This is a genomic window from Pseudodesulfovibrio portus, from assembly GCF_026000375.1.
Lineage (GTDB): Bacteria > Desulfobacterota > Desulfovibrionia > Desulfovibrionales > Desulfovibrionaceae > Pseudodesulfovibrio > Pseudodesulfovibrio portus.
Genome location: NZ_AP026708.1, coordinates 1,695,241 through 1,711,432, shown reverse-complemented (window position 1 = coordinate 1,711,432; position 16,192 = coordinate 1,695,241). Strand labels below are relative to the sequence as shown.

Genomic DNA, 16,192 nt, shown 5'->3' with positions numbered 1-16,192 from the left:
ACAGGTCCAAGGAAACGAAAAGGCCGCCCAAAGGACGGCCTTGGAAAATCAGGGTGCATGCCGGTTATTTCTTTTGCAGGCAGACCTTCTGGCCTTCTTCCAGTTGGCGTTCCTTTTTGCGAAGCTCCCGGCGCAACTCGGCTTCCTTGTAGCGTCGCCGGGTGGTCTCGTTTTCGAGCTTGAGCGGCGGCACGGGCGTCGGCCTGCCGTCTTCGCCCAGGGCCACGTAGGTCAGGTAGGCGGAATTGGTGTGGCGGACTTCGCCTGTCCTGAGATTTTCCGCCTCCACGCGCACGCCGATCTCCATGCTGGATCGTCCCACGTGATTGAGGCTCGCCTTGAAGGTCAGCAGTTCGCCCATGTAGGCGGGCTGTTTGAAGGCCATGCGGTCGATGGATACGGTGACCACGTTGCCGCGCGAGTGCTTCTTGGCCACCACGCCGCCCGCGGTGTCGATGTGCTTGAGGATCACGCCGCCGTGCAGGTTGCCTGCCGGGTTGGCGTCCTGGGGCAGCACCAGGTGGGTCATGATCACTTCGGATTCGGCTGCTGATTTCGGTTCCATGCTAGTCTCCCTTGGCCTTGCCGTACTGGACCCGCGCCTCCCAGACCAGTTTCCCGATCTTGCGGCCCAGGTCGGCCTGGCGCGTCTTGATCAATGCCTCGGCGGCTTCCGCGCTTCCCTGCTGCTTGAGCAGGGTGGCGGACTCCAGGTCCCGGAGATGTTTCTCGCACTCCCGGATCAGGCCGGACAGATTCAATGTTTCCAGTTCTTTGGGAACACGGACGCTACGTACTTTCTTGCTCATGGTCCACCCCCCGGACGGCTTTGCGGAAAGTTTTCATTTCGTCATTCAAATTGATGACAGAGCGTGGCGTGACGGTCAAGACCGGTATTGCCGAAAAAAGGCGTTTGCGGCAGAATCCGGGCCATGAGCGAGACTTCTCCGGTCAGGACCATTGTCCGAAACATCTGCACCACGGTGACCATCCTCGGCCTGTGCCTGCTCGGCGTGGCCGTGTTCGAGGCCTGGGAGGGGCGGCTGGCCGCCGAGTATTTCCCGGACGCGGTCCACACCGGAAAGCACCATCTGGGCGGGCTGCTCCTGGCCCTTGCCGTGCCGCTCCACGTCATCTTCATCGGCATGATCCTGCAGCAGAAATGGCTGACCCGGCCCATGGCCCGGTTCGCCCGCGCGGGCATCGTGGCCTCGGGCCTGTGGCTCGGCATTGCCCTGGCCGTGCGGGCGTTCGTCCTGTAGGGGCTTCAATATAAGGAAAAAGCCGCCCGAAGGGGCGGCTTGGCTATTTATCCGGTTCGGAAGGAATGCCGTGCTCACAGCACCCGGCAGCCGTCCTCGGTGACCAGCACTTCATATTCCCACCTGATGCCGCCCCATTCCGGGTCGTAGAGGCCCGGCTCCACGGTCACGACCATGCCGGGCTCGAGTTCGCCCTGGCCCACGCGGGACAGGCTCGGCGGCTCGTGGGTCTCGAGGCCCACGCCGTGGCCCAGGCCGTGGGTGAACATCGCTTCCACGCCGTCCTTTTCGAACACGGCATAGGCGGCCTGATAGGCTTCCCGGCAGGAGAGGCCGGGCCGGATGATGTCGATGGCCGCCTGCTGGGCGGCGCGCACCTGGTCCATGGTCTTTTTGAAGCGGTCGGACGGGGTCTCGCCCACCCAGAAGGTGCGGGTCTGGTCCGAGTTGTAGTCCATGTATCGGCAGCCGCAGTCGATGAGCACCAGCTCGTTTTCGCGCAGCCTGGTCTGGCCGGGAATGGCGTGGGGCAGGGCCGCGTTGGGGCCGACGCCCACGATGGTGGAGAAGGCCAGCTCCTGGGCTCCGTGCTCGCGATAGAATTTTTCAACCAGCCAGGCGATCTCGGCCTCGGTCCGGCCCGGGACAAGCTCGCCCTCAATGTATTCGAACAGCTCGTGGTTGAGGCGGATGGCCTCTTCCATGCGGTAAATTTCGTCCGCGTCCTTGATGATGCGCAGGGACTCCACGATGTTTTCCGTGGGAGCAAGGTCCACGTATTCCTTGAGCTTGTCGTAGTCGAACAGGTGAAGCGCCTTGGGCTCGAAGCCCATGGAGGTGACGCCCTTTCCCTTGAGAAAGGAGCAGACCTCCTCGTGCTTCCTGCCCGCGTACACGCAGACGTTTTCGTCGGGCCAGACCTGACGGGCGGCGTCCACGTAGCGCGGGTCGGTGAAAAGATAGTCGTCGCCGGGGGTGACCACCACCCAGCCCGAGGATTCGTTGCACTGGGCGTCGTGCAGCTCGAAGCCGGACAGGTAGTAGCGGTTGGCGGCGAGGGATACGAGCATGGCGGGAAGCTCGCGGGCCTTCATTTCCTCTTTGAGCGCCTGGCGGCGCTTCTCGAAAGCGGATGTGTTCATGAAATGTATCAATCCAGGGTATAGGTCTTTTCCGGAGTATCGTTCACCATGCGTTCGGCCCATTCCACGCCCTGCATGACCGAGTGGTCCATGTTGGACACCTCGTATTTCCAGCCGCCGAAACGGCCGCGCGAGAAGATGTCCATGGCCTCCAGCCGGGGCTGGAGCGTTTTCAGGGCAGCGTCGCGTTCAAGGCAGGGCACGGGATAGCCGTAGTCCACGGTGATGTCCCATTTGGTCAGGATGTCGTTCACCCTGGCCGCGTCCAACATGGTGGTATTTACCAGACCCTGAATGGTCCGGTCCATGAGTTCTTCCACCTTTTCCGGTTTGTGTTCGGAAAACGAGGACTCGCACATGAAGGCCAGCTGCTCGCCGGGCCGGGCCACGTTGTTGGGCGAATAGTTGTGGAAGTTGGTCACCCGGTAGAACGGCGAGTCGGACTCGGGGTAGTACATCCAGCACCTGGAATCGGGCTCGATCCCGTCGGCGTCGAGACCCACGCCCGCCACATAGACCGAGTTGTGGGTGAGTTTGCCTGCCGCGTCGACCATGGCCCCGTCCTTGTCGGTCAGCCAGCGACCGGCCAGGATGTCGATGGGCGCGGTGTTCAGGATTTTCTCATACTCCACGGTCATGCCCCGGGCCGTGGTCACGGTCTTGGCCCCGGCGTCGACGGCGGCCACGGCCTGGCCGTATTCGATGCGGTCTTTCACCCTGTCCGCCAGCCTGCGGAATATCTCGCCGGTGCCGCCCTTGAGCGGGAAGCGGAAGGTGTTGTTCGGGCCCCAGGCCACGTCGTCCCGGTCCAGGATGACGTTTCGGAGCACCTTTTTCAGGTCCACCACGGACACCCGCTCGCCGATCCAGTCGAACTGCATCAGTTCCGGCGGCGTGGCCCAGACCTTGAAATTGTATGGATGCATGAAATGTTTGCCGATGCCCTGGCCGAAGACGTGGTCGATCCACTGGCCGAAATTGGCTGGCGTCGCTTCGGGCCGGTGGCCGGGCAGCAGTCCCTTGACGCACTCCCAGCGGGCGTCTGCGGGCAGGTAGCGGATGTTGTTCTGGAACGGGTAGGGTACCCAGGTGTTGTTGGAGCGGACCCAGGACTCCCGTTCGTGGTAGAGGGAGTCCTCGCCGAGCAGGGAGTCCATGAGGGAGTCGAAGTAGTCGTAGTGGGAAAAGACCACGTGGCCGCCGATGTCCCAGGTGAAGCCCTTGTCGTCGGTGAAGCTGGACGCCAGCCCGCCCGCATAGTCGTTGCGTTCGAGCACCAGAAAGTCGTTGCATCCCAGTTCATTGAGTCTATGGGCAGCGCCCAGCCCGGTGGGGCCCGCGCCGATGATCAGATATTTCGTTTTCACGTCGCTTCCTTGCCTTGGTGAGGGAATATATTTCCAGTTGCACGGGTATATCAAGTTTGGTGCCAGACTTTTTTTGGGCAGGCTCCAAACTCGCCTTGCGAGTTTGATCGCCTGGTTTTTTTGGGTGTTAGCGCATTCGCGTTGTACGGCATTCGTTATCCTTACATCGTGTTCCGCCCCTCGGCGGCCCTATTTTTGGCTGGCGCCCCAAAAATAGGGGAAAAAACGCGCTTTTGCGCCAGCTCGTGATGGCTGGGCCAAGAGCCTGTAGGCGACTTCGCTGCCCGTCTGCAAACTTGCCTGCGGCAAGGTCGACGGGCCGCGCTGTGTCGCCCCCAACAGGCTCTAAGCCCAGCCATCAATTGCCGGTCTTCGTGTGTGGATTTGTAACTGTCGCGGTGAGATCGGCATAGGCGAACAACAGCTTCTTTTATTCCTAATGGAGCGTCACCGGAGAGCACAGCGATCCGGCAGCGACTCTCGTTTCCGTGCACCCTACCGCGCCATGGGCCATTCCACCAAAGCGCACCCTTTATTGTCCCTTGCCCTCCCAGTCCGTGGGACGTTCCAGCCCTTGATCGCGGCCTAGAAGCCGACAGCGAGGGGCGGCGGCTCTCGAAAGGGGATACGGTTGCATCGCCAGGGACTTCGGCCTCGCTGGGAGGCAGCGCCTGTCATCCCCCACGGATGGGAGCCGTCCCGAGTTGATCGGATTTTCGCCGCGATCTGGGGGCGGCCAAGCTCGCAAAGCGCACTTTTTGCTTACTTTTTGGTGCGCCAGCCAAAAAGTCAGCCGCTGTAAAAGCGGAACACAAAGTAAGGATGACGAGTGCCGTAAAACGCGAATGCGCGCACTCTCTAAAAAACCAGGCGATCATACCCGCCAAAGGCGGGTATGGAGCTCGAAAAAAAAGATTATACCCCCCGCCCTCTTGCCAAGCCCCCCGCAGGGGCATACCCTACAACCATGAGTAGAAAATTCGATCCCGAATTGCTGTACGTGGAATGCCACCAGTGCGGCCAACCGGTCCTCTGGAAGCACGGGTTGACTACGAAACTTCTCAAACTGGCCAAAATCGATCCGTCCACCCTGGATGAGCGGTGCGTCATTCTGTCCGAGGGCTGCCCAGGCTGCGTCCCCGACGAGACCTCCTTCACCACCCAGGTTATTCGCCTCAACCGCGAAAAGGACGATCGAGAACCAATGCCCGCCGCGGTCAACTGACCCCGGCAGACATGCCGTCCACCAAGGCGCCCTCGTTTCAGCGTATCCTGCTGAAATGCGGGCGTTTTCGCATTTCCGCCCTCGCCCCGGACTCTTGGCCGCGTCTCCGGCCCGCCCCCTTTGTCCGCATCGGACCGCCATTTGATAGCCGATCGGACGTCAATCGTCACCAAAGGCGAAAAAAACGCCCGGTTTCGTCTCCGGTGCCGAATGGGCAACATCCTGTAATAGAACAGGAAAAAAAACCCGTTTTTTCCCGCCCGGCCGATTCTCCCCGCAAAACCGTGTCAACACGTTCTTTCATACCTCCCGGCTCCGCTCAGTAGCCTATCGCTCTCCGGCGCAAAAACCGGGGCTAGGCTCGTTCCCATGCACGGGGCGCGACCCCGACACACCAAGGAGCGAGAAACAGATGAGCATGGCAACACCAGCGGTCACCAACTTCACAGCGGGCGAGATCAGTCCCCGGCTCGAAGGGCGGGTCGACCTGTCCAAGTACTTCAACGGCTGCCGGGTGCTGGAGAATTTCCACATCCATCCCCACGGCGGCATCACCCGCCGGTCCGGGTTCCGGTTCGTGGCCGAGGCCATGCATCCGGACAGGCCGGTCCTGCTGATCCCGTTCGAGTTCAACGCGGTCCAGACCTATGTGCTGGAATTCGGCGAGAACCCGGATGGACAGGGCAGGATGCGCGTCTTCACCGGCCACGGCGTGGTACTCTCCGGCGAGGCCGAATACGTGCGGGACATCCCGTACGCGGCGTCGGAGTTCGACCGCATCCGATACGCCCAGTCCGCCAACGAATTGATCATCGTCCACCCCGACCACCCCCCGCGCACCATGACCCGCGTGGACCACGACGACTGGTCCCTGGAGGCAATGGAGTTCACTGGCCGGCCCGAAAAGTGGGGCGAGAACAACTACCCGTCCGTGGTCGGCTTCTTCCAGCAGCGGCTGGTCCTTGCCGCCACCCCGGGGGAGCCGGGCACGGTCTGGATGTCACGGGTGGGCGAGACAAAGGATTTCCGCCTCAAGACCCGCGAGGTGCCGCTGGACGGCTGGCGGGACCTGGAGATCGTGGACGCCAACGCCGACGGCCTGCGCGACGGTCGCGACGGGGACAATTTCGTCATACTCAACGGTTCCGGTTTCGAGGAGCGGGACGGGATCAAGGGCCAGCACGCGGACGGGACCACCCGCTATTTCCGCTACCGGGGGGCCATGAATTACGTGGCCTCGGGAAGCAACAAGACCATCACCTTCAAGGACGCGCCGGGCAACAACCAGATCGAATCCGTCTGGACGCCGGGGGGCGAGCTCAACGCCGACTTCTGGGAGTGCTTCGAGGTGGGGGACCGCACCGACGCCCCGGCGGGCGAGGAGCCCCTGGACGATGACGGCATCGAGGTCACCCTGGCCGGTCGCCAGGCCAACGCCATCGAGTTCGTGGTGCCGCGGAACAGCCTGTGGATCGGCACGGCTGGCGGTGAATGGACCCTGAGCGGCGCGGGAGGCCCGGTCACGCCGGAGACCATCCAGGCCAATCAGGAGGGCACCTGCGGGGCGTCCTCGGCCCGGCCCGAGTCCGTGGGGTTCGCCACTCTCTACATCCAGCGGGCGGGCCGCAAGATACGGGAGATGTCCTACCGCTTCGAGTCCGACGCCTACGTGTCCAGGGACCTGACCATCCTGTCCGAGCACATCACCGGGACCGGGCTCACGGCCATGGCCTTTGTCCAGGAGCCGGATTCCATCGTCTACGCGGTCCGTGCCGACGGGGTGCTGGTGGCCCTGACCTACGTACCGGACCAGGAGGTGGCCGCCTGGTCCAGGATCACCACCGACGGGGTCGTGGAGCACGCGGCGTCCGTCTACAACGACCAGGAGAAGCGCGACGAGCTGTGGATCATTGTCCGCCGAACCGTGAACGGGGTCGAGCGCCGCTGCGTCGAGTTCCTGGAAAGGGATTTCGACGGCAACATCGAAAACGGCTTCTACGTGGACAGCGGCCTGTCCTTTTCCGGCGAGCCGACCACTGTAGTGGCCGGTCTGGATCATCTGGCCGGGCGCACCGTGTCGGTGCTGGCCGACGGGGCCATCCAGGCGGACAGGGTCGTCGGCCAGGACGGCTCCCTCACGCTGGACCGCCCTGCCTCGAAGGTCCACGCGGGACTGCCCTACGTGTCCCGGGTCCAGCCCATGCGCTTGGAGGCGGGCAGCGGGCGGGGCACCGCCCAGACCAAGAGCAAGCGCATCACCAAGGTGGCGGCCCGTTTCTACAACACACTGGGCGGGCGCATCGGCCCGGACGAAGCCCACTTGGAGCCCGTGTATTTCCGGTCGCCCTCAACGCCCATGGGCCGGTCCGCAGGCGCTTTCACGGGCGACAAGATCGTGAATTTCCCCAAGGGATGGGGCCGGGACGGTGTGCTGACCATCGTGCAGGATCAGCCCCTGCCCATGTCCGTGCTGCTCATAGTGCCCCACCTTGTGGTCAACGAATAAATCGGGATGCGTCCCATCAACCAGAGAGGAGATCAATAATGGGAACCAATTCGGAGCAAACCATCCAGGCCATCAACCAGGGGATGGGCATGATCGAGGAGTTCAGCGGCAGGATGAAGCGGGACCGGTCCGGTGCCGCCGAAGCCGCGCTGCTGGAAACCGACGCCAGGGCCGACGCCCGGGAAGCGCAGCGCCGGGCCGCCAAGGAGGCGAGCCGTGTGCGTGCCGAAAACGAGCGGGAGCGATCCGGGGAACGCGCCGATTGGGGCGGTTCCAACCTGGCCATGTCCGGCTCCAAGGCCATTGTGCGCGACGCAAGGAGCATCAAGGACATGCAGGAAGAGGAGGACGTCCTCTTCGAAGGCCGACAGAGCGCCGATTCCATCCTGCGCCAGGCCAGGGGCCGGGCCAACATGCTGCGCATCAATTCCGGGTCGTCACCGGAGCGCTCCACCCTGTCCCTGGGGTCGAGCATCTACGGGCCGAGGAGGTAGCCATGACCATTTCATCCATCAAGAGCAAGGAAAGCTTCGAAGGCAACGGTTCCACCACGGAATTCCAGATCGACTTCATGTTCCTGCGCGACGAGGACGTGGAGGTGGTGCTCAAGGACGAGGCCGGGACGGAGAGCGTTCAGGTGGCCGGCACCGATTACCAGCTTTCCGGAGTCGGAGAGGTGGCCGGGGGCACGTGTCGCATGACCGTTCCGCCCGCCGTCGGTCAGAGCCTGCACCTGCGCCGCGTCCCGGCCATCGTGCAGGAGACCGACTACCCGGAGAACGACGCCTTCCCTGCCGCCTCCCACGAGGCCGCCCTCGACTACCTGACCATGATCTGCCAGGCCCTGTCCGAGCGGCTGGACCGGACCATTTCCTTCCGGGTCTCGTCCGCCGTGACCGGGGTCAGCCTGCCCGAGCCGGACCCGGACCGGGTGCTGGCCTGGAACGGGACCGGGGACGATCTCGAAAACCGCGACGTCCTGGCTTGCGGCAACATCCTGGTGCCCGTGTCCGTCGCCCAGGGCGGCACCGGCGCCGACAACGTGACCGAGGCACTGTTCAATCTCGGTTTCGGGGCCATGGGTGCGGCCCTGGCCGGATGCGAGTCCGGCAGCGAGGCCGTGGAAGCCCTCGACCCGGACCTCCTGCGTGCGGACATCCCTGACCTGCTCCGGGCGGCCTACGGCGACGAGGCACAGTCCCACGCCGGAACGGACCTGTCCGGGCTGGCGGTCGCCCGCAACCACATATCCTGGACGCTGACGGCGGACAGCCAGTTCTCCGACGTCGCCCTGCCCTATGACGGGACATATGTGTTCCACGTCTATCCGGCGACCCACGGCCTGGCCCTGGCCGCCTCCTACAAGACGGACGGCAGCCTGCCCGACCCGGATTCCGGGGCCGGGGAAATCCGTATCGCGGTTGAGCAGTATGGTGGTCGCAAGACCATCGTCAGCCTGCAGAACATGGAGGCGTGATCATGCTGACGCCCAAGGAAACCGGCGGGTCCCCTTCCGCCAGTCCGTTCGAGGTGGCCTATTCCGGCCTGCTGGAGGGCGGGTACGCTTCCGCCGGGACCGTGGCCGATACCGCGACCATGGCGCTCGGCTTCAAGCCCACGGTGGTGAACACTGCCTTTCCCCTGTGCGACCCGGCCGTCCACTATCTGTTGCTGATCGTGAAAAACGGTTCCGTCGTGGAGGTTTTTGCAAACAACGCAAGCCTCGGGACCTACGGCACATCGGCCGCCACCCATGCGGCCCTTCTGTCCGAAGCCCTCACGCAGTATGCGGGAACGGATTGCGGTTACCATTCCAACCTGTTCGTGATCGACGGCGCGGCCCTAGCGTGGGAAACGTTCTTCGAACCCTCCGCCCGGATCGAGGGGGCCTGGTTGTGGCGGGAGAACCCGGCATGGGAAACGCCCTGCGTCTACAGGATCGGGGACAGGACCGGGGAGATTGCGGTTGCGGTCTCGGACGAGGTCCTGGCCCTGACCAGCGGACCGCCCGCCAATTTCGTTGACGGGGGCGACGACAACGACTGCTGGTTCATTGCCAAAGCGGTTGCAGGCAAACACATCCGTTTCCAGTTCGACGTCCCCCGGCGGGTCGTCGAGGCCCGGCTCAGGCAGCAGTCCGGCTACAACCACGGGGAATGGAAATGGCAGGCCTGCAATGACGGGGAGACGTGGATCGACCTGTCCGAGCCGTTCACCATGGGCGGGAGCACCTCGGCCATCCTGGGCGACCTGGGCGGCAACGGCGCGTCATACACCCACTATCAACTGCTCGGCATGGGCGGATACCTCAGCGCCACCCCGTATCTCTATGCCATCGAGTTCAGGGATTGCGCCGCCTCGGATTCGGCATACGGACCCGGCGGCGGTCGGTACGAGTTCCTCGACTGCATGGCGCCGGGGGCCGACTCCTCGGGCAACGGGAACCACTGGGACGCCCCCGGCTCCCAGTCCACGGACACGCCGACGAACAACCTGCCGGTGATCAATCCGCTGCCCGACGTCGGCTGGCTGCTGACCGAGGGGAACCGTTCTTTCGAGGGCCATGAATCGGTGGCTTTCATGAAGGCCACCCTGCCCTGTTTTGACGGCTGCTATTGGGAGCTCGCCTGGACCGCCGCCTCCGGGGCCGCTGCGGGCGTCATCTCCGACGGGGTCGGCCAGGCCCAGGACGTCGGTTCGTCCTGGGTGGCAGGGAACTCGGACGTGCACAGGTTCGACGGGACCGGCGGCAGCTTTCCCGCCTCGGTGCCCGACGCGGGCGTCCTCGGCTTTGCCTATAAAAACGGCAACCTGTGGATGTCGGTGGACGGCGTGTGGGACGGCGATCCTGTCGCCTTTGCCGGTCCGGTCGACGCCACCATCGCGGGCGAGGTCTTCCCGTTCGTTTTCGACAGGTTCGCCTCGAACATCCCCTGCGGCGTCTTCCGGTTCGCGGGGCATGATCTGGCCTATTCGCCGCCTGCGGGCTTCAAGCCCTTTGGCGGCTAACTCTCAATCGCAAGGAGACTGCAATGGTTTGGAGATACCCTGACGGCTCGCGCCGGGCCGCACCGCCCGCCCATGTCGTTTTTGATGGATTTCGAAGAAAATTCAATGACCTGACACGCGAGCAGCGTGACGCGATCGGTTACAACGAGGCCGTGCCCGTGAAACGGGAGCCCTTCACCGCCTACGAAACTGCCTGGGACAAAGGGGAGGACCTGATATGCCGCGAGACCGTGATGGCGGTTCAGGTGGACGACTCCGCCCGGGCGGCCCACGTCGCGGCCACGATCCGGGCAGCGCGGGACAGGCTGCTCGTGGAGTCGGACTGGACGCAACTGGCCGACAGTCCGCTTTCCCCGGATGAAAGGACGGCCTGGGCGACCTATCGCCAGGGGCTCAGGTCCGTGCCGCAACAGGCCGGATTCCCGGATGCGGTGCAGTGGCCCGTTCACCCGGAATCATAGGGAAACAGTTCAACACCGACCTCGGCGGGTTTCTTCCTGCCCGCCATCCCTGCCTCAGGGGTGCGTCCTACGGGGCGCACCCCGTCCCTTATTCCCGGGTCAGGAGGGTGATCTGCTCTGCAAAGCCGGGATACTCAGCCAGGAGCTTTGCACGAACGCCGTGGGCGTAGTCCGCGAACTCGAAGCCCGGGGCCACGGTGCAGCCCATGAGCGCGAAGGTGCCGCCGGGGAGCAGCCGCATGCCCTGCCAGGAGTCTCGCGGCACCCTGACCTGCGGGCGGTGGCCCCGGGCCAGGTCGTTGCCGAGGACCACGGTCTCACCCGAGCCGTCCGGGTGGAGCCGGATCATTTCGCACGGGTCGCCCGCGTAGAAGTGGAAGACCTCGTCGGTCTTGAGCCGGTGCATGTGGGAATAGGTCTCCGGGGTGAGGAGGTAGTAGATGGCCGTGGAGTGGCGGCGTTCGCCCGCGTATCTGCCGGGCAGCGCGTCCGGGGCGAAGGTCTCGTCCGAGCGGTGGGTTTCCAGGAACCAGCCCCCTTCCTCGGGGTGGGGGACCAGGCCGAGCATGTCGATGACTTCCCGGGCGGAGAGTTTGGTCATGGTCGGTCCTATCCGTTGTAGTGGGGCGGCGGCACATCCAGCCCGCCGGATTGTTCCATGTCCGCGTCCAGTTCCCTGACCTTGCCTGCCAGCCGTTCCACGATCTTTTCCAGGTCGCGGATCTGCTGCTGTTGCTCGAACAACCGGTCGCTCAGGTCCTCGATGGTCCGGTCCTGCAGGGCGACCAGGCTTTCCAGCCGTTCCACTCGCTTTTCCATGGCGTGCCTCCTTGATATCCCTACCATGCGACAGGGGGGCGCGAATTGCAATGAAACCCGGTCAGGGCCGGTTGGTCAGGTACACGCCGGTGATGACCATCAGCCCGCCCACGGCCAGGGAGAGGTGGATGGGCTCGCCGAGCAGCAGGAAGCTCATGATGACGGCAAAGACCGGCACGGTGTTGATGAAGATGGAGGAGCGGGCCGCGCCGATGACGGCGATGGCCTGGTAGTACCAGAGATAGGCCAGGGATGTGGCCAGGAAGCCGAGATAGACGATACAGCCCCAGTCGAGCATGCGGGCGCGCATCATGTCGGCCGCCAGACCCTCGGCCAGGGCTGCGGGCAGGAGCATGAGCGTGCCGAAGATGGAGGACCATGTGACGCAGGCCAGCGGCGGCACGGATTTCATGACCGAGCGGCCGCCCAGGGTGTAGGCGGTCCATGAGGCCACGCAGCCGAGGATCATGAAGTCGCCCCGGCTCACGCCTTCGGACAGCAGCGCCAAGGGAGAGCCGTCAGCGATGACCACGGACACGCCGATCAGGGAGAGCAGGGCCCCGGCGATGCGCAGCGGGCCGAATTTCTCCTTGTACAGCACGGCGGACAGTGCGGCCACGCAGACCGGGATGCAGGCCACGATGAGCGCGGCCCGGCCCGCAGAGGTGGTCTGCAGGCCGGTGAAGAAGAAATAGCTGTATGCGAACACGCCGGTGGCGCCGATGAAGGCCACGGGCAGGATCTGTTTTTTCGCCAGCCTGGGCATCCCTCCCTCGACCTTCCAGCACATGGCGGCCAGGCCGATGGAGGCCAGGGTGAAGCGCAGGAAGGCGGCGGTCATGGGATGGATGGACTGGGCCAGAATGCGCCCGGCAACCCAGGTGCCGCCCCAGAGCATCATGGAGATGACGAGCAGGGTATACGTATAGGCGAGGGATCGTTGCTGCATGGGGCTGGGATATACGCCTGTGAGACCGAATAATCCAGTGTTTTGCCCCGTGTTTTTTCCGATGGAGGGCATCAGCCGGGGCTGATGATCTTCTCCTTTCGCGTGCCTTCGTACAGTTCGTATTCGAGCAGGCGGCACTCGATCTTGGCGCTCCAGAATATCCTGCGGCTCTTGGTGCGCAGCCCCACCAGCTTGGCCAGCTTGGCGTTGCCCGTGAAGATGAAGCCGGTCTTGCCGCCGCACTGTTTCTTGAAGAAGTCGCCGATGGCCTGGTACACGGACTCGAGCTCCTTGATGTCGCCCAGCCGCTGGCCGTATTCCGGGTTGAGCATGACCAGTCCCGGGCCCTCGGGGATGTCCGTTTCGGTGAAGTCGCAGATGCCGAACTCGATGAAGTCGCCCACCCCGGCGAGCCGGGCGTTGTCCCTGGCCGCCTCGATGGCCTCGGGGTCGTGGTCCGTGGCGATGATCCGTCCTTTGATCTCGGCGTTTTCCGCATCCTCGGCCCGGACCACCATGTCGTCCCAGGCCGCCGGGTCGAAGCCGACCAGGTGCATGAAGGCGAAGTTGTCCCGCAGCAGTCCGGGCGCGCCGTTCAGGGCCATGAGCGCGGCCTCGATGGCCAGGGTGCCGGCCCCGCACATGGGCGCGATGAAGTGGCCGCCCCGTTTGGCCAGCTCGGGCCATCCGGCGGCCAGGATGCAGGCCGCGGCCAGGGTCTCCTGCATGGGGGCCTTGTGCGGCCGCTTGCGGTAGCCCCGGCGGGGCAGGGGCTCGCCCGTGGTATCGAGATACAGGGAGGCCAGGTTTTCGCGCCAGTGCAGGAACAGGCAGACGCCGGTGGTGTCCGGCCCGGAGTCCGGGCGCTTGCCCTGCCGTTCCATGAACCTGTCGGCCACGGCGTCCTTGATCCGAAGCCCGGCGAACCGGGAGTCGTTGACCGTGGTGTCCCGGATCGCGGCGTCCACGCGGAAGTAGCCGTCGGCGGCGATGTACTCCTCCCAGGGGATGGCCTTGGCCTCGCGGTACAGCTCATCCGCGTCAAAGGCCCGGAACTGCTTCAGCCCGAACAGGACCCTGTGCCCGGTGCGCACCATCAGGTTGAGGCGCATGCAGTCGTTGAGCGAGCCGTGCACCTGCACGCCCGCGTCGAGGACCTCGCCTTCCGGAAAACCGAGGGCCGTCAGCTCCGCCTGCAGATATTCGGGCAGCCCCTTGGGGCAGGTGACCAGGATGGGGGCCTTTTTTGAAAAATCAGTCATAACGTCTCTCTTGACGGTTACAGGGGGCCCATGTCCCATTGTCGGGCCGGGTCGGATTCAGTGCCGGGTTCCGGCTCCGGGGCGTCGGGTGCCGTCGTGTCTCCGGGCAGGGGCGCGGATTTCGACAGGGCCAGGATGAGCGCCAGGCCGAAGGGTGCGCCCAGGGCCGGATCGTGAAAGAGCGGCGTGGACATGCCCTGGGCGAAGAGCGCTGCGGCCAGCCCGGCCCCCATGTGCGTCATTCGGCGGAAGAGCAGGAAGAAGAGCGCGGTCAGGCCGCCGAGGGGGATGAGCGCGCCCCAGCCGAGCAGGACGCGGAGCCAGAAGGATTTCACCTGGAAGAGGTGCGCGCCGAACAGGGCCGGGGTGGCCGTGACCCGCTCCCACACGGTTGTCAGTTCCGGCGGGACGGCAAAGGGCAGCGCCTGGTCGAGCGGCAGCCCCGTGAGCAGCAGTCCCGGTTCGCGGAGGTACAGGGCCACGGACTGGGCCCAGAACCAGTAGTCGATGTAGCGCGCCCCGTCCACCCGGGCATAGGGGAGCACGAATGTCAGGCCCAGGAGCAGGAACAGGATGAGGGCGACGAGGATGCGCCGCAGCCTGGAGCCGCGCCCGAAGAAGAGGAATATCCAGCCCGCCCCGAAGAGCCCGGTGCGCGACAGGCAGGCGGCCAGGCCGAGCAGGATCAGCACCCGCCAGATGCGGTGTCCCTGGTCCGGCTCGGACACCCCGTGGTCGTCCCTGCCGGGACGCAGGCCCGCGCACAGGGAGACGAGCAGCAGCCCGGCCAGCATGTCCGCGTCGCCCAACAAACGCTGGACCGGCAGGGCGTGGTGGGTGAACACTCCCGTGGCTAGGTCCATCACGCAGAGCACGGCCAGGGCGGCGCCGTAGCCCTGGAAGGCATCCCGGTCCGGCACGCCGAAGGTCATGGACCACATCAGGGAAAAGCCGAGGATGCCCGCCGGGGCCAGCTCCCAGGCATAGGGCAGGGCGAGCTCCATCTGTTGCAGAAAGGCGTCCTGGCGGAGAAACAGCAGGACCGCCACCCCCAGAAAGGCGAGGGCCTCGAAGAAAAACCGCTTCTTGACAGGGACGCCGGAGCGGCGGAAAAGCATGGCCCAGAATGATCCGAGCCCGGCCAGGATCAGCCAAGGCAGGTACGGAGACGCCTCGGGTCCCGGCCCCATGCGCTGCGTCAGGGCGTTGGTCAGCGGCAGGGCGAGATAGGCCACGACCAACGGGATGGGCGCCATCCTGGATGGGCTCCAAGGCGTGTTTGGTGGAAATTTGCGGACCGGCTGAACCTGAGACATACGGTTGCTCACTTACCCCTTTGCCGGACACAGGTAAAGGCGCATTCCCCTGCACCCCGAAAAAGACGGCTTGTCCCGGCCCGTCTAAATTTTTTTTAGACTTTATTTGGTGCGCCGGGTGCCAGTGGTAATAAAAATCGAATTTAACACTCTGTAATTCAAAGAAAAAACTGCATTTCTGAATATCGATAACTCAACAGCCCTAAATGCTTTGAAATAGTTGTCCGATTAAGATGAATAGTTTAAAGTACCAAAGTGTTACCAAGCCTGGGGGGGCATGCGTGGAACATCGCACCTGCAAAGGAGTGTCCATGAAAAAGGTTACACCGACCATTTCCGGGAAATCGATTTCCCGTTTGCTGGCCGTGTCGGCTCTCGCCGCTCTTCTTTCCGGTTGTGCGGTGATAGGGCCCTTGCTGAGTCTCGGCGGAATGGCCGGGCTCGCGCCGTTGCAGTATGCGTCGACGGTCTACACCATCGGTGAGTTCACCTATGAATACGCTGCCAACGACAAGACGCCCGATCAGGTCATCCAGGCCAAGATCGATTCCGTTGTTTCGGGCGATGCCTTTCACATGCCCGATTACATGAACGACGAACCCGCCGGTCCCGAATCCGCAGTCATGGTGGCCGAGGCCGAAACCGGGCCTCAGGCGGACGCGATCCAGGACCCTGCCCTGTCCGAGGAGCTTCGCCAAAAGCGCATCGAGAACCTGCTCGGCCAGCGCCGCGTGCAGTTCGAGCGTCTCGAGCTGAGGCGCATGGCCTTCCTCAAGGCCCAGAACGAAAACAAGCTGAGCCTGCGCCAGACCGCCATGGCGACCAACCCCGATCTCTTCACCGGTTCCCGGGACAAGGTCTCCCTGGATTAGCC

General features: G+C 64.2%; 17 protein-coding genes. 8 read left to right on the top strand and 9 right to left on the bottom strand.

The genetic code is table 11. From position 1 onward, the window contains the following. Positions 1-64 precede the first annotated feature (64 nt). Positions 65-565 (bottom strand): acyl-CoA thioesterase, encoded by a 501-nt coding sequence (locus tag OO730_RS08260; RefSeq protein ID WP_264980957.1) that lies wholly within the window; start codon positions 563-565, stop codon positions 65-67. 1 nt (position 566) lies between these two features. Next, the gene (locus tag OO730_RS08255) at positions 567-809 is read right to left on the bottom strand and encodes a hypothetical protein (protein ID WP_264980956.1); all 243 of its coding nucleotides are present in this window, start codon (positions 807-809) and stop codon (positions 567-569) included. 123 nt (positions 810-932) lie between these two features. On the opposite strand from OO730_RS08255, the gene OO730_RS08250 reads away from it, so the two are divergent. Next, complete coding sequence (locus tag OO730_RS08250) at positions 933-1,262, top strand: hypothetical protein (protein WP_264980955.1); 330 nt, start codon at positions 933-935, stop codon at positions 1,260-1,262. A 74-nt stretch (positions 1,263-1,336) separates the two neighbouring features. Here OO730_RS08250 and OO730_RS08245 read toward each other — a convergent pair whose 3' ends face one another. Further along, positions 1,337-2,404 carry a M24 family metallopeptidase gene (locus OO730_RS08245; protein ID WP_264980954.1) on the bottom strand — a complete coding sequence of 356 codons (1,068 nt, stop codon included), beginning with the start codon at positions 2,402-2,404 and terminating at the stop codon, positions 1,337-1,339. A gap of 8 nt (positions 2,405-2,412) precedes the next feature. After that, positions 2,413-3,771 (bottom strand): protoporphyrinogen/coproporphyrinogen oxidase, encoded by a 1,359-nt coding sequence (locus OO730_RS08240; RefSeq protein ID WP_264980953.1) that lies wholly within the window; start codon positions 3,769-3,771, stop codon positions 2,413-2,415. Positions 3,772-4,738: 967 nt separating this feature from the next. Between OO730_RS08240 and OO730_RS08235 the strand changes: the two genes are divergently transcribed. From OO730_RS08235 to OO730_RS08210, 6 genes are all read left to right on the top strand, one after another. Then, complete coding sequence (locus OO730_RS08235; protein WP_264980952.1) at positions 4,739-4,996, top strand: hypothetical protein; 258 nt, start codon at positions 4,739-4,741, stop codon at positions 4,994-4,996. 412 nt (positions 4,997-5,408) lie between these two features. Continuing rightward, positions 5,409-7,502 (top strand): hypothetical protein, encoded by a 2,094-nt coding sequence (locus tag OO730_RS08230; protein ID WP_264980951.1) that lies wholly within the window; start codon positions 5,409-5,411, stop codon positions 7,500-7,502. Between the two features lie 38 nt (positions 7,503-7,540). Next, complete coding sequence (locus OO730_RS08225) at positions 7,541-7,996, top strand: hypothetical protein (protein ID WP_264980950.1); 456 nt, start codon at positions 7,541-7,543, stop codon at positions 7,994-7,996. 2 nt (positions 7,997-7,998) lie between these two features. Further along, a complete protein-coding gene (locus tag OO730_RS08220; RefSeq protein ID WP_264980949.1) occupies positions 7,999-8,979 on the top strand; it encodes a phage tail fiber protein in 981 nt (326 codons plus the stop codon). A gap of 2 nt (positions 8,980-8,981) precedes the next feature. Continuing rightward, complete coding sequence (locus tag OO730_RS08215) at positions 8,982-10,511, top strand: hypothetical protein (RefSeq protein ID WP_264984102.1); 1,530 nt, start codon at positions 8,982-8,984, stop codon at positions 10,509-10,511. 23 nt (positions 10,512-10,534) lie between these two features. Next, complete coding sequence (locus OO730_RS08210; RefSeq protein WP_264984101.1) at positions 10,535-10,972, top strand: tail fiber assembly protein; 438 nt, start codon at positions 10,535-10,537, stop codon at positions 10,970-10,972. An 88-nt stretch (positions 10,973-11,060) separates the two neighbouring features. Here the strand turns inward: OO730_RS08210 and OO730_RS08205 are convergent, their stop codons facing one another. The 5 genes from OO730_RS08205 to OO730_RS08185 form a co-directional block, all read right to left on the bottom strand. Beyond that, positions 11,061-11,573 carry a cupin domain-containing protein gene (locus tag OO730_RS08205; RefSeq protein ID WP_264984100.1) on the bottom strand — a complete coding sequence of 171 codons (513 nt, stop codon included), beginning with the start codon at positions 11,571-11,573 and terminating at the stop codon, positions 11,061-11,063. Between the two features lie 8 nt (positions 11,574-11,581). Next, positions 11,582-11,791: a SlyX family protein gene (locus tag OO730_RS08200; protein WP_264984099.1), complete on the bottom strand. Its 210-nt coding sequence runs from the start codon at positions 11,789-11,791 to the stop codon at positions 11,582-11,584. Positions 11,792-11,852: 61 nt separating this feature from the next. Next, positions 11,853-12,740, bottom strand: a complete 888-nt coding sequence (locus tag OO730_RS08195) for a DMT family transporter (RefSeq protein ID WP_264984098.1) — start codon at positions 12,738-12,740, stop codon at positions 11,853-11,855. A 71-nt stretch (positions 12,741-12,811) separates the two neighbouring features. Then, the gene (locus tag OO730_RS08190; RefSeq protein ID WP_264984097.1) at positions 12,812-14,002 is read right to left on the bottom strand and encodes a THUMP domain-containing class I SAM-dependent RNA methyltransferase; all 1,191 of its coding nucleotides are present in this window, start codon (positions 14,000-14,002) and stop codon (positions 12,812-12,814) included. A gap of 17 nt (positions 14,003-14,019) precedes the next feature. Beyond that, complete coding sequence (locus tag OO730_RS08185; RefSeq protein ID WP_264984096.1) at positions 14,020-15,258, bottom strand: hypothetical protein; 1,239 nt, start codon at positions 15,256-15,258, stop codon at positions 14,020-14,022. A gap of 371 nt (positions 15,259-15,629) precedes the next feature. Between OO730_RS08185 and OO730_RS08180 the strand changes: the two genes are divergently transcribed. After that, entirely contained in the window at positions 15,630-16,190 is a 561-nt protein-coding gene (locus OO730_RS08180) for a hypothetical protein (RefSeq protein WP_264984095.1), read from the top strand. The last annotated feature ends 2 nt before the right edge of the window (positions 16,191-16,192 follow it).

Bases quoted from the DNA above. Each gene is read 5' to 3' on its own strand.
- OO730_RS08260 (WP_264980957.1), bottom strand. From the start codon at position 565: ATGGAACCGAAATCAGCAGCCGAATCCGAAGTGATCATGACCCACCTG.
- OO730_RS08255 (WP_264980956.1), bottom strand. From the start codon at position 809: ATGAGCAAGAAAGTACGTAGCGTCCGTGTTCCCAAAGAACTGGAAACA.
- OO730_RS08250 (WP_264980955.1), top strand. From the start codon at position 933: ATGAGCGAGACTTCTCCGGTCAGGACCATTGTCCGAAACATCTGCACC.
- OO730_RS08245 (WP_264980954.1), bottom strand. From the start codon at position 2,404: ATGAACACATCCGCTTTCGAGAAGCGCCGCCAGGCGCTCAAAGAGGAA.
- OO730_RS08235 (WP_264980952.1), top strand. From the start codon at position 4,739: ATGAGTAGAAAATTCGATCCCGAATTGCTGTACGTGGAATGCCACCAG.
- OO730_RS08230 (WP_264980951.1), top strand. From the start codon at position 5,409: ATGAGCATGGCAACACCAGCGGTCACCAACTTCACAGCGGGCGAGATC.
- OO730_RS08225 (WP_264980950.1), top strand. From the start codon at position 7,541: ATGGGAACCAATTCGGAGCAAACCATCCAGGCCATCAACCAGGGGATG.
- OO730_RS08220 (WP_264980949.1), top strand. From the start codon at position 7,999: ATGACCATTTCATCCATCAAGAGCAAGGAAAGCTTCGAAGGCAACGGT.
- OO730_RS08215 (WP_264984102.1), top strand. From the start codon at position 8,982: ATGCTGACGCCCAAGGAAACCGGCGGGTCCCCTTCCGCCAGTCCGTTC.
- OO730_RS08210 (WP_264984101.1), top strand. From the start codon at position 10,535: ATGGTTTGGAGATACCCTGACGGCTCGCGCCGGGCCGCACCGCCCGCC.
- OO730_RS08205 (WP_264984100.1), bottom strand. From the start codon at position 11,573: ATGACCAAACTCTCCGCCCGGGAAGTCATCGACATGCTCGGCCTGGTC.
- OO730_RS08200 (WP_264984099.1), bottom strand. From the start codon at position 11,791: ATGGAAAAGCGAGTGGAACGGCTGGAAAGCCTGGTCGCCCTGCAGGAC.
- OO730_RS08195 (WP_264984098.1), bottom strand. From the start codon at position 12,740: ATGCAGCAACGATCCCTCGCCTATACGTATACCCTGCTCGTCATCTCC.
- OO730_RS08190 (WP_264984097.1), bottom strand. From the start codon at position 14,002: ATGACTGATTTTTCAAAAAAGGCCCCCATCCTGGTCACCTGCCCCAAG.
- OO730_RS08185 (WP_264984096.1), bottom strand. From the start codon at position 15,258: ATGGCGCCCATCCCGTTGGTCGTGGCCTATCTCGCCCTGCCGCTGACC.
- OO730_RS08180 (WP_264984095.1), top strand. From the start codon at position 15,630: ATGAAAAAGGTTACACCGACCATTTCCGGGAAATCGATTTCCCGTTTG.